The organism is Tenacibaculum sp. TC6, assembly GCF_050606265.1.
Lineage (GTDB): Bacteria > Bacteroidota > Bacteroidia > Flavobacteriales > Flavobacteriaceae > Polaribacter.
On record NZ_JBOCUK010000009.1, the window covers coordinates 113897 to 130445 of the forward strand.

Consider the following 16549-nt stretch of genomic DNA (forward strand, 5'->3'; position numbering starts at 1 on the left):
TTAAACAAAATGAAGACCTTTCATAAACTTGTTTTTACATCTGCTGTAGCTTCTTTAGGAGTTATTGCTTGTAAAACAGATAAAAAACCGGAAGAAAAGGTACAGGGAATTGTACTGGAAAACATGGATACTTCTGTAAAACCAACAGATGATTTTTTTAGATATGTAAACGGAACATGGATTGATAAAACTGAAATTCCTGCTGATAGAACTTCTTGGGGCGGATTTGGTGAGTTAAGAAAGAAAACAGATGCTGATGTATTAGCAATCTTAAGTGAAGCTATTGAACAAGGTAATTTTCCTAAAATAAAAGATGCTAATGGTAATGAAATAGATTCTGATCAACAAAAAGCGGTTAATTATTACGGAACAATTATGGATACTGTTGCCAGAAACCAAGCTGGTAAAGCACCTGTAAAACCGTTTCTTCAAAAAATTGATGAGATTAAAGATTTAAATGATGTACAAACTTTTATTACCAATATGGCTCCTTATGGTGGTGCCGGTTTTTATGGTTTTGGCGTTTTTAACGATTTAAAAAACAGTAATATGAATGCCGGTTATATAAGTGCCGGTGGGTTAGGTTTAACTAGAGATTATTACGTTGATGATAAGGTAAAAGATAAACTGGAGAAATATGAGTTGTTTGTTGCTAAAATGTTACAAGAATTTGGTGATGATGAAGCTACGGCTAAGAAAAATGCAGCAACTATTGTTTCTTTTGAAAAGAGTTTAGCTGAACCAAGAATGACAAAAGAAGAGCGTAGAGATACTCGTAAGATTTACAACCCAATGTCTGTTGAAGAATTAACAGCTTTAGCACCAACAATTGATTGGACTGCACACTTGAAAGGAATTGGTGTAGATGCTATTGACAAAGTAATTGTTACAGATCCCGGGTATTTTAAAGCAATGAGTGAAATTCTTAAAAACCGTCCGGTAGAAGATATAAAATTATTACTTCGTTGGAACATCATTAACAACTCATTAGGTTTATTATCTACTGATTTAGAAAAAGCTAATTGGGAGTTTTACAGCAAAGAAATGCGTGGAGCAAAACAACAACGTCCAAGAGATGAGCGTGCTTTAGGTAACTTAAACGGAGCCATTGGTGAAGCTTTAGGAAAATTATATGTAGATAAAAAGTTTCCACCTGAAGCAAAACAAAAAGCAAAGGAAATGATTGATAATGTAATGCTTGGTTTTGAAAAACGCATTAATCAATTACCTTGGATGAGCGAAGAAACTAAAAAGAAAGCTTTAGATAAATTACATAAATTAACTGTAAAAATTGCGTATCCAGATAAGTGGAAAGATTACTCAGCTTTACAAGTTAAAGGAGTAAAAGAAGGCGGAACCTATTTTGACAATTCAGTAAACGTTCGTAAGTGGAACTTTTACAAAAATATTGATAAGTTAGGTAAAGAAGTTGACAGAACTGAGTGGGGTATGTCTCCACAAACTGTAAATGCATATTTTAATCCTGTAAATAATGAAATTGTTTTCCCTGCTGCTATTTTACAGCCTCCTTTTTACAACTACAAGGCTGATGAAGCTGTAAATTATGGTGGTATCGGAGCAGTTATTGGTCATGAAATTTCACATAGTTTTGATGATTCCGGCTCTCGTTTTGACGGAGATGGTAACCTTAAAAACTGGTGGACTGAAGAAGATTCTGAAAAATTTGCTGCCGCCGGTGAAAAATTAATTTCTCAGTTTGACAATATTGTAGCTATAGATAGTATGCATTTAAACGGAAAATTTACGTTAGGTGAAAATATCGGTGATTTAGGTGGTATACAAGCTGCTTATGAAGGATTACAAATTTTCTTGGCAAAGAATGGTCGCCCAGAAAACATAGATGGATTTACGCCTGAACAACGTTTTTTCCTTTCTTGGGGGACTATTTGGAGAACAAAAATGCGTGATGAAGCTTTAAAAAACTTAATCATGACAGATACTCACTCTCCAGGAATGTATAGAGCCTACATGCCTCTTAAAAATGTTGATGCTTTTTATGAAGCTTTTGATGTTAAAGAAGGAGATAATATGTATCTAAAACCAGAAGAAAGAGTACGTATTTGGTAATACATCTAAAAACAAAAACTATAAAAAAACCCCAACATGTTTATGTTGGGGTTTTTTATGATGTTTAATCGGCTAATTCAACGCAATTAAAGCCTTTATTTTTTACTCTGTCAATAATATCAGATTCATTTATTATATCTGTTGTTTCTATTCGTAAAACATTATCTATATCTTCTATATCAACAGAAAAATCAATTATATTTTGATCATTATTAAATAATTTGTGTACAGATTTAACTTTTTGTTGCGTGTTAATATTTGTACTGAAAATAAATAGCTTCATAACAAACTAGAATAAGGTTAGTTTTCTTTAGTATTTTTATTGTTTTCTTCCTTTATTTTTTCTGTATACTTTTTATAAGCCTCGCTTCCCTCTTCTTCCCAAAATTTCTCATAATGTTCCCACTCTGAAAAATCATCTTTACAGTTCTTTCCGCAGTATGCTTTAAACTTATGTTTTCTTCTTCTTTTTGAAGAGTGTTCTGAAGAATGTTTTCCACCACCACAACTATCAGATGACAACAGTATTTTTGACAAGATGAATAAACCAACTGCCTGCCAATAATTAATTATTGGTAGCCCAAAAATATCAGGCATTAAACTGTTCCACAACCACATAATTATATATCCGAACAGTATTGCTAATCCTATAACAGCAATAACACCAACAATAATTCTTCCTACAAATATTCCGGGAGACTCCCCTTTCATTTTTTCTTTAAATAAATTCTGCATGTTTTTTCAATATTTAATATTTTTCTCTTTTTATTTCTTTTAATAAAATTCCTAAAGCTCTATGTCTTCTAGACATTAGTGTTCCTATAGATACATTGAGTTCTTCTGCTAATTCATTATACGTATATCCTTCAAAATCAATAGCCAGAATTATATCTTTATATATCGGTTTTAAATTCATAATAATTAACTTTAATTCCTCTTTCATAGCTTCAGAATACACGGTATCATTTGCACCATATAGAAACTCGGTTAATTCATGAAGGCGTGCATTATTAATTTCAATACTATGTTCTTCTTTTTTGGGTTTTCTTAAACCATCTATAATTCTATTTTTTAAAGACCTATAAACAAAACCTGCTACATTATTAATAGGCGAGTATCCATTAGCTCCAGAAAACAATTTAAGGGCTACATCTTGAATAATATCTTCTGCATCTTGATGGATACTTTGTTTTATTTTAGATCCAACATACGATTTAAGAACATGATATTCTTTATCAAAAAATGCTTTTAGTTTTTTAACGTTTTCTGATTCTTGGTTCATTTACAAGCTTTTTAATCGCTTTTCAACTATAAAGACGTGGTTTTTAAAATCTATTGCGTTTTTTTTAAACTTTTTTTATTTTCATTGAAAGTTTAATTATAAAAACCTAATTAACAAACTATTAAATATAAAAAACACTAAATAAAATACATGACTTTAAAGTCATATTTCTAAAATAGAATTCTTCAAATTAATAATAATGCTTTCCTTATTTTTGCATCATGCTACAAGTCAATTCAATTTCATTTCAATATCCTAAACAAGTAAGCACGCTTAAGAATATTAATTTTTCTTTACAAGCAGGAGAGCATTTATGTGTAATGGGTGAAAGTGGTTGTGGAAAATCTACATTACTTAAAATTATTTATGGTTTATTAGATGTTAATGAAGGAACTTTATTTTGGAACGAAACTCAAATTTTAGGACCTGCTTATCATTTAGTACCCGGAATGGATTTTTTTAAATATGTAGCTCAGGATTTTGACTTAATGCCTTACACTTCTGTTAGTGAAAACATTGCTAAATTTTTATCTCGTTTTTACCCTGAAGAAGCACAAAAAAGAACACAAGAATTACTTGAGGTAATTGAAATGACAGAATTTTCAAATACCAAAGTTAAAAACTTAAGTGGTGGTCAGCAACAACGGGTAGCTATTGCCAGAGCCTTGGCTAAAGAACCGGAATTATTATTGTTAGATGAACCTTTTAGTCAAATAGACAACTTTAAAAAGAATTCTTTACGTAGAAAGCTATTTACTTATTTAAAAGAAAAAAATATTACTTGTATTGTAGCTACTCATGACGGAAATGATGCTTTGTCATTTGCCGATAAAATGATGGTTATTAGAGACCATCAAGTTATTGCTTTAGATACTCCTTCTAACTTATATAAAAACCCAAAAGAAAAGTACATCGCCTCTTTATTTGATGATGTAAATGAAATTACCGCAAATGGCGTAAAACAACTGTTTTTTCCGCATCAAATACAGGTAGTTGACAACTCAGATATAAAAGCTATTGTTATTAAAAGTTATTTTAAAGGTTTTTATTGGTTGATTGAAGCTGAATATAATAGCCAACTAATTTTTTTTACTCACCACTCTTTTTTAGACAGAAAAAAAACAGTTTCGCTATTATTTAATAGCAAAACTGTTTAAATTTCAAACAACTGAATTAGATTGACATTCATCTTTAATAAAACAGTTTTTATACTGTTTTCCCTACTTTGTGTTAAATAATTTGTTCTATTGTAATATTGTTCCCATTAAATTGAATTATATCACCGCTTTTTTTACCTAATAAAAGGTTTCCTATAGGTGATGAAGCAGAAATAGCAAAATATTCTTTTTCTTCTATAACTACTTTTCCTGCTGAAATACTTATAAAATAAGTAGCTAAGTTGGTTTTTACAATACTTCCTAAACAACCTACTGTAACTGTTTTCTTACTATCTATTTTTGTTAACGTTTCTTTCATTAATTGAACGCTTTCTAATTGCTGCCCTGCTTTTTCCATTTCTAACTGCAACATAGCTCTTCCCGTTTCATGTTTATCTCCGGCAGTACTTTTAGTTTCAGATAACAAAGCATTTTTATTAGAGGCTATTGTATGTTCAATTGTTTGTAACCGATTATTTATAAATTGTATGCATTGCTTATAAAGCGCATCTTTAATATTTACCACTTATCTAATTTGTTATTTTAATACTTATACTAAATCTGCCAACTCTTTTCCTACTAAACTTCCTATAGCTACCCCCATACCTCCTAAACGAACACCACAAAAAACATTGTTAGACAGCTGTTTTACAATTGCTTTTTTCTGATTACCAACTCCCATAATACCACTCCATCTATGCGCTATCTCAAAATGAGTTGATGGCAAAATAATGGTTTGTAAAATTTCTTCCAATTTATTTTGAATCAGCGAAGTTTGCTCAAAACTCGTCGTTTCTTCGCTTTTAAAATCAAGATTTCTTCCCCCTCCAAATAAAATTCTATTATCAATATTTCTGAAATAATAATAGCCTTTATCTAAATGAAAAGTTCCTTTTATAGGCAAATCTTTTATAGGTTTTGTTATGAGCACTTGAGCTCTGGCCGGCTGAACATTTTCATGTAACAATTCTTTTGTAAATCCATTGGTAGCAATACATAGTTTTTGAGTAGTAAATTCAACTTTATCTGTTTTAACATATACTTTATCTTGGCTATCTGTAAAACTTTCAAGCGTTGTAGCATTGATAATTTTTATTCCGGAATTTTGTACTTTATTAAGTAATTGAATTACCATTTTTCCGGTATCAATTTGTCCTTCAAATACATTAGTTATATAATTCTTATAAATTTTATGGAAGCCAAAATGGTTAGCTGTTATTGTAAATACCGATTGTTTAAATAATGGTTTTAACAAATTGTTTATTTCCTCTTTTTTAGCTGTACATTCATCATAGAGATCTTTTTCTAAAAATAATTCGTAGCCATTATTTTGCTGAAAATCTATAGCAGCATCTCCTAAGTTTTTTCTCAATAACTGAAGGCCATCCCAGCGTTTTTTTACCAAATTAAAAACCTCTTCTTCTGTATGTGTTTTTAAATCATCAATTAGCTCAGATAAGCTTCCAAAACAAGCAAATCCGGCATTTTTACTACTTGCTCCTTGTGGTAATACTCCTTTTTCTATAATTAATATTTTTGCTTTCGGATGTTTTTGCTGTAGTTGTAAGGCACAATTTAAACCTACAATTCCACTACCCACAATTGTAAAATCAATATTTGAAAACCATTCTTTTAATTCCCAATAACTATAATTCATCATTTTATAATCTCTAATAAATTAGTAATTTGGCACACTACTTGAGTTTTAAACATTAACCCTATAGAGGTTTTTGTATAGCAAAAGTACTCCTCTGAATAAGACGAGGAAAATAACCAGATGTTTAATTTAAATTTATTCCAGTGAAAATAATGAAACTCTTCGGTATTTTAATTCTTACTATTAGTTTTACACAATGTGCCAGTTCAAAATTTGAACAAAAACCTCCGTTTACTATTAAAGAAGCAACCTATACAAACGTTACCGGTGGTATGCCTGGTAGCAATAGTGTTGATTTAAAAATTTCTTTTTCTGCAGAAAAAGAAATTACTTTTGAACAGCTATATTTTATAAACCGAATAACAAAGGCTATTGTAGAAACAAAAGACGGAGTACGCTATATTGTTGGCCGTTATAATACTTCTCCCAAAAATTCTAAATACGATTTAGAATTGCATGGTGACAGCCAAAAAGAATATGGTAACCAACCTCCTCAAGAGGTTTTTCCTTTCGAATTAAAAAACAATGAAGCTGTTTTGAGTTATAAAGAAGGAAACCAAACCAAATATGTTAAAATTGAAAATATAAAAGAAGGAAAAGCTGTTTTTATGCAATAACCTTTAAATTATAAAAAAAGCCGTTTGAGATTTCAAACGGCTTTTAAAGTTTATAAATAACTATTTCCTTTGTTTTTTATAAATCAAATTTTATTCCTTGAGCTAACGGTAAATCTGTTGTATAGTTTATCGTATTGGTTTGGCGACGCATATACACTTTCCATGCATCAGAACCAGACTCACGACCTCCTCCTGTTTCTTTTTCACCACCAAAAGCACCACCAATTTCAGCACCAGAAGTACCAATATTTACGTTTGCAATTCCACAGTCAGAACCAGCATGTGATAAGAAACGCTCAGCTTCACGTAGGTTATTTGTCATAATTGCTGATGATAGTCCTTGTGCTACTCCGTTTTGAATTGCTATTGCATTTTCAACATCTCCAGAATATTTTAATAAGTATAATACCGGAGCAAATGTTTCATGTTGTACAATTTCAAAATCGTTAGATGCTTCGGCGATTGCCGGTTTTACGTAACATCCGCTTTCGTATCCTTCTCCTTCTAAAACACCACCTTCAACAACAATATTTCCTCCTTCAGCTACTACTTTTTCTAATGCTGCTTCATACATTTTAACAGCATCTTTATCAATTAACGGACCTACATGGTTATTTTGATCTAATGGGTTACCAATACGTAATTGCTTATAGGCATCTGCAACTGCATTTTTAACTTGATCGTACATAGATTCATGAATGATTAGACGACGTGTAGATGTACAACGTTGTCCTGCGGTACCAACAGCACCAAAAACAGCTCCGATAACTGTCATTTTCACATCCGCATCAGGAGTTACAATAATTGCATTATTTCCTCCTAATTCTAATAATGATTTTCCTAAACGACCTGCTACTTCTTTAGCAACAATTTTACCCATACGAGTAGATCCTGTAGCTGATACTAACGGAACACGAGTATCTTTAGAAATATATTCACCTACTTTATAATCTCCGTTTACTAAACAAGAAATTCCTTCCGGTAAATTATTTTCTTTTAATACTTCAGCTATAATATTTTGACAAGCTACTCCACATAAAGGGGTTTTTTCTGATGGTTTCCATACACAAACATCACCACAAATCCATGCTAAAGCTGTGTTCCAAGACCAAACTGCTACCGGGAAGTTAAATGCTGAAATAATTCCAACAACTCCTAATGGATGATATTGTTCGTACATTCTATGTCCCGGACGCTCAGAGTGCATTGTTAAACCATGTAATTGACGTGATAAACCAACTGCAAAATCACAGATATCAATCATTTCTTGTACCTCACCTAATCCTTCTTGGTAAGATTTACCCATTTCGTAAGAAACTAGTTTTCCTAAAGCTTCTTTTTTCTCACGTAATTTCTCACCAAATTGACGTACAATTTCTCCACGTTGAGGAGCTGGCATTACTCTGAAAGTTTTAAAAGCTTCTGTTGCTGCTTGCATTACTTTTTCATAGTCTTCTTTTGTAGAAGCTTTTACCTTTCCTATTAATTTACCATCTACCGGAGAATACGATTCTATGATTTCTCCGTTTGAAAAGTTTACAGAACCTGTTGAGGTTCCTTCATTTATTTCTTGTAAGCCTAACTCTTTAAAAGCCTTTTCAATTCCAAAATCAGTCATTATATCTTTAAGTTTAATTATAGTTGTACTTTTATAGGAAACAAAACTACAAATAAAATAACATTATAATAATTAAACATTTAAAAGAATTTTGTTAAATTTTAAAACATTATGTGAAATAATATCTGTTTAACTATGATTATTTTTCATCTTTACAATAAACACATAACTAAATTAAATTAAGATCTTTAAGCACAACTAATCATGAAACGTATACTATTATTATTGTTTGTTACAACTTTTTTGAGTTGTAATACTACAACTCAAAAAGATTCCAACGACAATCAAAATGTTCAACAGAATAAATTTGCTATTGTTATTCACGGAGGAGCCGGAACTATTTTAAAAGAAAATATGACTCCTGAGCTGGAAAAAGCTTATGAAGAAACGTTGGAAGAAGCCATCAGAGTCGGTTATGACATTTTAAAGAATGAGGGTTCAAGCACAAAAGCGGTTGAGGCTTCTATTCACGTTATGGAAAATTCTCCTTTATTTAACGCCGGAAAAGGAGCCGTATTTACTAATGACGAAACCAACGAAATGGATGCTTCTATTATGGAAGGAAAAACATTAAATGCCGGGGCTGTGGCCGGGGTTAAAACTGTAAAGAATCCTATTACGGCAGCTATTGAAGTGATGAATAATTCTAATCATGTTTTATTATCAGGGGCCGGAGCCGATTCATTTGCTAAAGAAAAAGGATTGGAAATCATGGATCCAAGTTATTTTTATACGGAAAGAAGATTTCAATCTTTACAAAAAATTAAAGAGAAAGAAAAAACGCAACTTGACCATGATGAAAAAACAGCTTTTTATGATGCAGATATTAAAAATAGTAAGTTCGGAACTGTTGGGTGTGTGGCTTTAGATAAAAATGGTAATATCACTGCAGGAACTTCTACAGGAGGAATGACAAACAAGCGTTGGAACAGAATAGGGGATTCACCAATTATTGGTGCCGGCACTTATGCTAATAATGCAACCTGCGGGGTTTCTTCAACCGGTTGGGGTGAATATTTTATCAGAGGTGTAGTTGCCCATGATATTGCTGCTCAAATAGAATATAAAAATGTTTCGTTAAAAGAAGCAACTCAAAATGTAATACAAGATAAACTTACTAAAATGGGAGGTACTGGCGGTATTATTGCGATTGATAAAAACGGAGCTATTGCTTTTGAATTTAATACTGCAGGAATGTATAGAGCGTCTATGAACGATAAGGGCGAGTTAACGGTAAAAATTTATAAAGATTAATCTTTATCATAAAAAAACAAAAAACGCTTCCTTGTATATATAAAGAAGCGTTTTTTGTTTTTATTAATACTTTTATTCTTCTAGTTTCATTGATAATTCAAGCCATCTTTCTTCTTTTTCTTCAAGAGTTTCAATAATTTCTTGTAATTCTAAAGATTTATCGTTGATATCATCCATATCAACCTCTCCATTAGAAAATTGGGCTTCAATACTTTCTTTTTTCTTTTGTAATTTTTCTATGTCTTTCTCTAGCAAACCATATTCTCTCTTTTCATTATAGCTTAACTTTCCTTTTTGAGGTGCTTTTTCTTGCTTTTCAACCACTTTCTCCTCTTCTTTAGGTTGAGGTGGCAGCGAGCTGTCATATGCTCTAAAATCTGAGTAATTCCCCGGAAAATTCTCTATAGTTCCTTCGCCTCTGAAGACAAATAGAGAGTCTACTATTTTATCCATAAAATAACGATCGTGAGACACTACAATTAAATTACCCGGATAGTCTAATAAAAACTCTTCTAACACATTAAGGGTTACTACATCTAAATCGTTTGTTGGCTCATCTAGAATAAGAAAATTGGGGTTTTGTATAAGTACGGCACATAAATACAATCGTTTTTGTTCTCCTCCTGATAGTTTTTCAACAAAATCATGTTGTTTTTTTCTATCAAACAAAAAACGTTCTAAGAGTTGACCTGCTGAGATTTTTCTTCCTTTGGTTAATGGAATGTATTCTCCAAACTCTTTAATTACTTCTATTACTTTTTGTCCTTCTTTTATTTGAATTCCTTTTTGGGTATAGTACCCAAACTTTACTGTTTCACCTGTAATAACTTTTCCGCCGTCTACAGGTTCTTTTTGTGTTAGAATATTTAAGAAAGAAGATTTTCCTGTTCCGTTTTTACCAATTATTCCTATACGTTCACCTTTTTTAAAAACGTAATCAAAACCATCAAGTATAATCTTATTCCCAAACGTTTTTTTCAGCTTATGAAGTTCGACAATCTTACTTCCTAAACGTTCCATATTAATTTCTAACTGAACTTGATGTTCTTGTCTTCTTTGGTGTGCTTTCTTTTTTATTTCGAAAAAATCGTCAATTCTTGATTTTGACTTTGTTGTTCTGGCCTTGGGTTGTCTTCGCATCCATTCTAGCTCTTTTTTAAACAAGCTTTTTGCTTTACCAAGGTTCGTTGCTTCGAGTGCTAATCTTTCTTCTTTATTTTGCAGGTAATATGAATAATTTCCTTTGTATTTATATAACTGACCGTTATCAAGCTCAATAATTTCATTACAAACTCTTTCTAAGAAATAACGATCGTGAGTAACCATAAATAAGGTTATTTTTTCTTTAGCAAAAAATGCTTCCAACCACTCTATCATTTCTAAATCTAAATGGTTGGTTGGCTCATCAAGAATTAATAAATCCGGTTTATTAATTAAAACAATTGCTAAGCCTAAACGTTTTTTTTGCCCTCCTGAAAGTGTTCCTACTTTTTGTTTTAAATCTTCTAATTTTAGTTTAGAAAGTATTTGTTTATACTGGGTTTCAAAATCCCAAGCATTATGTTGTTCCATCAACTCAAAAGCTTTTTGATAAGTTTCTTGGTCGTCTGGATTTTCTAATGCTTTTTCATATTGCTGAATAATAGGAAGTATTTTATTTTCAGTTGAAAATATGGTTTCTTCTACTGTTAATTCTCCATTTAAAACAACATCTTGTGCTAAATATGCTATATGAATTCCTTTTCTGCTTACAATTTGTCCTGCATCCGGAGTATCTAAACCGGCAACAATATTTAAAATAGAAGTTTTTCCACTTCCGTTTTTAGCTACAAAAGCAATTTTTTGATCTTTATTTATACCAAATGAAAGGTCTTGAAATAAAACTTTTTCACCGTATGATTTGGATATATTTTCTACTGATAGATAATTCATTTGGCAAAAGTAAATAAAAAACCCTGAGCAAAAACTCAGGGTTAGCATTAGTTAAAAAGAAAGAAGGGTTTTTGGTTATCTTTTAACTAACTTGGTAGTTATTGATTTTTGGTTGTCACTGGCTTCTAATACATAAATACCGCTCTTTAAATCAGAAATATTTACTGTATTATTAATTGTTGTACCTTTTAAAACAACTTGTCCTATGGTGTTCGTTATTTTATAAGTAACATTTTCATTATCTCCAAATCTTACAATTACATTATTCAATGCCGGATTAGGATATACATTTAAACTGCTTAATCCGTCTCTATCTAATGGCTCTGCAACTTCATCATTAGATGTTGATGAGGCTATTGCTGAAGATGAATCAACAATATTTACTGTATAATCTTCTACCTCTCCGTCAGCAAAAGTTTCACAAGCCGTTGGTGCTGCGTTATATTTCATTGAAACACGCATTCTTGTTTGTCCTAACAACGCAGTTGAAGGAATAGATATATTGGCAGATCTGTTAGTTGCCGTATTTGAAGAACCTAAAGCTGTTTGCTCACTACTTTCAAAAGTTCCGTTTTGGTTATAATCAATCCAAACAGTAAAGTACTCTGTATAAGCTGAGCCACTAAATCCTGCGCTTACCAAAATTTGATTTGTTGTTCCTTTTGTTACTGTTGCAACTTTGCTAGTAAAATCACCATATCCACCATTAGCTGAAGTAGTGTTTGTCATTCCTCCAAAAGATACATAATCAATCCATTCATAAGTGACTCTGTTTCCTTTAGAAGTACAATAACTAACTACATTATTTAATGTTGTTACATTTACAGTATTACTAGCTCCTGATTCATTACCCGCTGCATCTTTAGCTTTTACAGAAAAACTGTAATTAGTATTAGCTGTTAAACCTGTAACATTATAAGAAGTTCCTGTAACAGTAGTTATTTTGGTGGTTCCTTGGTAAACATCATATCCTGTTACCGCTACATTATCTGTTGATGCAGTCCAACTTAAGGTCAAGCTTGTTTGACTTACACTGCTTGCACCTAAATTTGCAGGAGCTGTAGGAGCGGCTATATCTTGCCCTTCACCAACTGCTTCAACTGATAAATCATCTACAGCAATATCACTAGACCATCCGTTTCCTGTTGTTCCAACAATTCTTAATTTAACATTACCCCCTAAATATGTATTTAAGTTAATATTAATAGTATTCCACTGATTTCCTTTATTTCCAGAATCAGACCATAAATCTACCCAAGTAGTTCCATCTGATGTACCTTGCACTTTTAATGACCCTACGTTAGTTCCATACATATGATTTTTAAAACTGAATGTTGCTGAAGATTTTTCAGATAAATCAAAACATCCGCTTTCTAAAATTGCTGTCGCATTTGATCCTATTTGCCCGGTACTACCATTAGTAGATGCTTCTAAAAACAGGTAGTAAGAACCTTGTGTTGCTGAACTTGGACCAGTACCTGAAGATGGTGTACTACCAGTTCTTCTTATCCAGTTTCCGTCATCACCAGTAATTTGAGTCCATCCATCGTTTGTTTCAAATCCTTCGTTATATGGAAATACGGTAATTGTTGATGAGCAAGATATTGATGTACTTGTTGTAGTTACGTTTATTGTATTACTAGCTCCTGACTCATTTCCTGCCGCATCTTTTGCTTTTACTGAAAAACTATAATTAGTGCTACTCGTTAAGCCTGTAACATTATAAGAAGCAGTCGTTGCTGTTCCTATTTTAGTTGCTCCTTGATAAATATCATATCCTGTTACTCCTACATTATCTGTTGAAGCAGTCCATGCTAATGTTACTCCTGTTGACGTTACTGAACTTGCTGTTAAATTACTTGGCGCTGTAGGTGCTTGTGTATCTGCAACTGCGTTAGCTGTAAATGTTCCTGTAAACACACCTCTACCATAAGTAGATGCTATTACTTTATTGTTTGTATGATCTCCACTGATATTCCAGTAATCAAAAGAAGTAACACTAACATCACTCATACCGTTGTATGCTTGTGTCCAGTTTGGATTTGCATTATTAAAGTTTGACGTTGACCAAACGCCTAATTGTGTTGCTAAAATAGCTTCTGTTCTGTCTAATGGATTTTGTAAGAAATCTCTAACCGGAATATTAGGTAGGTTTCCTTCTTTACTTACCCAATTAGTTCCTCCGTCTGAAGTTGCCCAAACACTAGTAACTCCGTAGTTATGCATAGTTACAAAAATATCATTTGCAGTAGCTCCGAATCTTACTGAAGAAATTGATCCTACAAAAGGTGTATTTATATTTGTCCAGGTAGCGCTAGTATTCGTTACATTAGTTAATTTTAATAATTTACCATTAGCTAATCCTACATACCAAGTGTTATTAGCAAATGGTGATGCTCTAAAGGCTGTTGGGCTTGCATCTAACAGTGCATTTGTAATATTTCCTTTTGTATTAGCTGCTACGTTAATACTTTTAATTGATTTAGCTGTACTTGTAGAAGCATTTGTTAATAAACGATTTGCTGCATCATCATAATCCATTGGGTTGACAAAATCCCCGGTACTTTGATCATTCAATAACGTTGTTGCTCCACCTTGTGCTCTTCCTGAACCATTCCAAGGTAAGCTAAATCTATAAATTACATTGTGTACATACGTAGCAATCATATACTGACCGTCTTTATCAACAAAAGTGTAAAAACCATCTCCATCACTTAGTTCTGTTGAACTGTTAACTCCTGCTACTGCATTTCTAAATGCCTGAGTTCCGTTATCTTGTGCTCCTGCACTAAAAATTCCGTTAACATCACCGGCTCCGTCTGGTCCAATACCAGCCTTAACAAATTGAGTAACGTTATATCCTCTATTTCTTACACTAATAGTACCTCCTGCATTTCCAGAGTAATAAATTCCTCCGTCGTTTCCAAATAGCATTCTAGAAGAGTTATTATTTCCAAACGCTATGGAATGCTGATCTGCATGAACTTTTTGATGTCCAAAGCCTCCATACCAATGAGATAACTGAGACCATGAGTTTCCACCGTTTGTTGTTTTAAACAAATCGATTCCTCCCACATAAACAATATTATCATTTGTTGGGTCAGCTTCTATTACCAAATCATAAAAAGCTTGTCCTCTACAAAAATCATTAGCTGCTATATTAGTATCGGCATCATTAGGTAATGATGTTGAACTTATTGTAGCAAATCCATCTGTTGTTTTATAAATATGTACTGGTGCCGCACTTGTGGTTCCTTGTGTTAATGCATAAATCTTATTAGCATCTGTAGCTGATGTTTCTAATTCAACTCTATTTGACTCTGTTAATGGAGACGCAGCAGCTTCTGTCCAAGTACCTCCATTTGTTGAACTATATACTCTACCTCCACTATTTGCATCTAAAACAGATTTAATTGTTCCCATCCAAATGGTATTATTGGCACTCACTTCTAAATCGTTAGGGATGTAATAGTAATCTTTACCTCCAGATGTATATTTCATATTGGCAGATTCTATTCTATTCCAGGTAGTTCCGTTATCAGTAGAACGATATAGTCCTGCAGATTGTAAGCCTAACCAGTTGGTAGGGCTAGACGAATCTCCATACACATGGGCTCCAACTGCAACAAATAATTCTGTAGCGGCTCCGTTATCCCATGCTAATACATCATTTACATAATGAATTCCTGATAAGAAAATATTACTAGCATTGTAGTTAATAATAGCATCTCCGGCTGCAGGAATAGCAAGTGCATTCCATGTAGTACCTCCATCATTCGTAACATAAACTCCATTTCCAACAACATCACCAGCTGTGTATTGTTCTCCTGTTCCTACATACCATCTATTAGAATTTCTTGGATCTACTGTAATTGATGTTACTGATAAATTCCCCGGAACATTTTGAACTCTAGACCATTGCGAATTTGCATTGGTTATATCTGTATTTTTCCATAATCCTCCACTAACTCCTCCTGCATACACCGTATTATTAGTAGCATCATTAGGGTCAAATAAAACAACTCTTGTTCTTCCTCCTACATTATTAGGTCCTCTCTCAATCCATGAATTCCCATTCTCTCCCGGATTTCTTTGTAAATTGTTTTTTCCTTTAGAGTTTCTTTCTTTTAGCAATTGTTCTCTTAATCCAACCAAACTGCCATCTTCCATTCTTCCCGTAGATGGGTTCATGGTAAGTAATTGCATTTGATCATAATACCTGTTAGGAGGTAAGCCTTTTAATTTTCTTTCTTTTTTTCCCCATTTTAAAGATTCATTTAAAGGACTATTTTTTAAATATTCATCATGTACTCTTCTTTTTTCTGCTAATTCATCTAGAGCATTTTCTTTCTCTAAATAGGTGGAACCTATAATTGCTACTGCTACTACCGACAGTCCACCAATTAAAAATTTCAACTTATTATTCATATAAGGGGTTTTTAGGACAAAATACAGTAAAGGTTACCCCTTACTGTATTTTTTTGTTAATATAAATTCAATGTGAATGTGGTTTTATTTTTTAACTAACTTAGTTGTCAATGATTTTTGACCATCATTAACTTCTAAGATGTATATTCCTGAGTTTAACTCTGACACATCTAGTGTAGATGATAACTTTCCTGATTGAACTACACTTCCTATCGTGTTTACAATCTTATAGGTTGAGCCTTCTACTCTGAAACCTACTTTTACTTGTACCGAATTAATCGCAGGGTTTGGATAAGCCATTAAATCAATACCTCCTTCGTTTCTTAACGCTTCTGCTTCAACGATATCATAAGTTGTATTTAAACTTGATGTGCTTGACGTAATATTTACCGTATAATCTTCTACTTCTCCGTATGAGAATGACTCACAAGCTGTTTGGGTAGCATTCCACTTCATCGATACACGCATTCTCGTTGATCCTAACGCTGCATCTGTTGGTATAGCTACATTATAACT

General features: G+C 32.6%; 13 protein-coding genes. 4 read left to right on the top strand and 9 right to left on the bottom strand.

Annotated features, from left to right (window positions below):
- Nucleotides 1–9 precede the first annotated feature (9 nt).
- Complete coding sequence (locus ACQY1Q_RS07410; RefSeq protein ID WP_431004664.1) at nucleotides 10–2088, top strand: M13 family metallopeptidase; 2079 nt, start codon at nucleotides 10–12, stop codon at nucleotides 2086–2088.
- A gap of 64 nt (nucleotides 2089–2152) precedes the next feature.
- Here the strand turns inward: ACQY1Q_RS07410 and ACQY1Q_RS07415 are convergent, their stop codons facing one another.
- Genes ACQY1Q_RS07415 through ACQY1Q_RS07425 form a run of 3 tightly spaced genes read right to left on the bottom strand, consistent with a single transcriptional unit; the run spans nucleotide 2153 to nucleotide 3370 of the window.
- Nucleotides 2153–2371, bottom strand: a complete 219-nt coding sequence (locus ACQY1Q_RS07415) for a hypothetical protein (RefSeq protein ID WP_431004665.1) — start codon at nucleotides 2369–2371, stop codon at nucleotides 2153–2155.
- 17 nt (nucleotides 2372–2388) lie between these two features.
- Nucleotides 2389–2823: a hypothetical protein gene (locus ACQY1Q_RS07420; RefSeq protein WP_431004666.1), complete on the bottom strand. Its 435-nt coding sequence runs from the start codon at nucleotides 2821–2823 to the stop codon at nucleotides 2389–2391.
- 13 nt (nucleotides 2824–2836) lie between these two features.
- The gene (locus ACQY1Q_RS07425; RefSeq protein ID WP_431004667.1) at nucleotides 2837–3370 is read right to left on the bottom strand and encodes an RNA polymerase sigma factor; all 534 of its coding nucleotides are present in this window, start codon (nucleotides 3368–3370) and stop codon (nucleotides 2837–2839) included.
- A gap of 221 nt (nucleotides 3371–3591) precedes the next feature.
- Between ACQY1Q_RS07425 and ACQY1Q_RS07430 the strand changes: the two genes are divergently transcribed.
- Nucleotides 3592–4527, top strand: a complete 936-nt coding sequence (locus ACQY1Q_RS07430; protein ID WP_431004668.1) for an ABC transporter ATP-binding protein — start codon at nucleotides 3592–3594, stop codon at nucleotides 4525–4527.
- A gap of 73 nt (nucleotides 4528–4600) precedes the next feature.
- Here ACQY1Q_RS07430 and ACQY1Q_RS07435 read toward each other — a convergent pair whose 3' ends face one another.
- Nucleotides 4601–5053 carry a 3-oxoacyl-ACP synthase gene (locus ACQY1Q_RS07435; RefSeq protein ID WP_431004669.1) on the bottom strand — a complete coding sequence of 151 codons (453 nt, stop codon included), beginning with the start codon at nucleotides 5051–5053 and terminating at the stop codon, nucleotides 4601–4603.
- 24 nt (nucleotides 5054–5077) lie between these two features.
- Nucleotides 5078–6184 carry an NAD(P)/FAD-dependent oxidoreductase gene (locus ACQY1Q_RS07440; protein WP_431004678.1) on the bottom strand — a complete coding sequence of 369 codons (1107 nt, stop codon included), beginning with the start codon at nucleotides 6182–6184 and terminating at the stop codon, nucleotides 5078–5080.
- A gap of 152 nt (nucleotides 6185–6336) precedes the next feature.
- Here ACQY1Q_RS07440 and ACQY1Q_RS07445 point away from each other — a divergent pair, with 152 nt between their 5' ends.
- Complete coding sequence (locus tag ACQY1Q_RS07445; RefSeq protein WP_431004670.1) at nucleotides 6337–6801, top strand: hypothetical protein; 465 nt, start codon at nucleotides 6337–6339, stop codon at nucleotides 6799–6801.
- A 76-nt stretch (nucleotides 6802–6877) separates the two neighbouring features.
- On the opposite strand, the gene amaB is transcribed toward ACQY1Q_RS07445, so the two are convergent.
- Nucleotides 6878–8419, bottom strand: a complete 1542-nt coding sequence (amaB, locus tag ACQY1Q_RS07450) for an L-piperidine-6-carboxylate dehydrogenase (protein ID WP_431004671.1) — start codon at nucleotides 8417–8419, stop codon at nucleotides 6878–6880.
- A 204-nt stretch (nucleotides 8420–8623) separates the two neighbouring features.
- Between amaB and ACQY1Q_RS07455 the strand changes: the two genes are divergently transcribed.
- Nucleotides 8624–9673, top strand: a complete 1050-nt coding sequence (locus ACQY1Q_RS07455) for an isoaspartyl peptidase/L-asparaginase family protein (RefSeq protein ID WP_431004672.1) — start codon at nucleotides 8624–8626, stop codon at nucleotides 9671–9673.
- 72 nt (nucleotides 9674–9745) lie between these two features.
- Here the strand turns inward: ACQY1Q_RS07455 and ACQY1Q_RS07460 are convergent, their stop codons facing one another.
- The 3 genes from ACQY1Q_RS07460 to ACQY1Q_RS07470 form a co-directional block, all read right to left on the bottom strand.
- A complete protein-coding gene (locus tag ACQY1Q_RS07460) occupies nucleotides 9746–11605 on the bottom strand; it encodes an ABC-F family ATP-binding cassette domain-containing protein (protein WP_431004673.1) in 1860 nt (619 codons plus the stop codon).
- Nucleotides 11606–11680: 75 nt separating this feature from the next.
- Nucleotides 11681–16033: a fibronectin type III domain-containing protein gene (locus ACQY1Q_RS07465; RefSeq protein WP_431004674.1), complete on the bottom strand. Its 4353-nt coding sequence runs from the start codon at nucleotides 16031–16033 to the stop codon at nucleotides 11681–11683.
- An 84-nt stretch (nucleotides 16034–16117) separates the two neighbouring features.
- On the bottom strand, nucleotides 16118–16549 hold a 432-nt coding region (locus ACQY1Q_RS07470; protein ID WP_431004675.1), incomplete at its 5' end, for a GEVED domain-containing protein.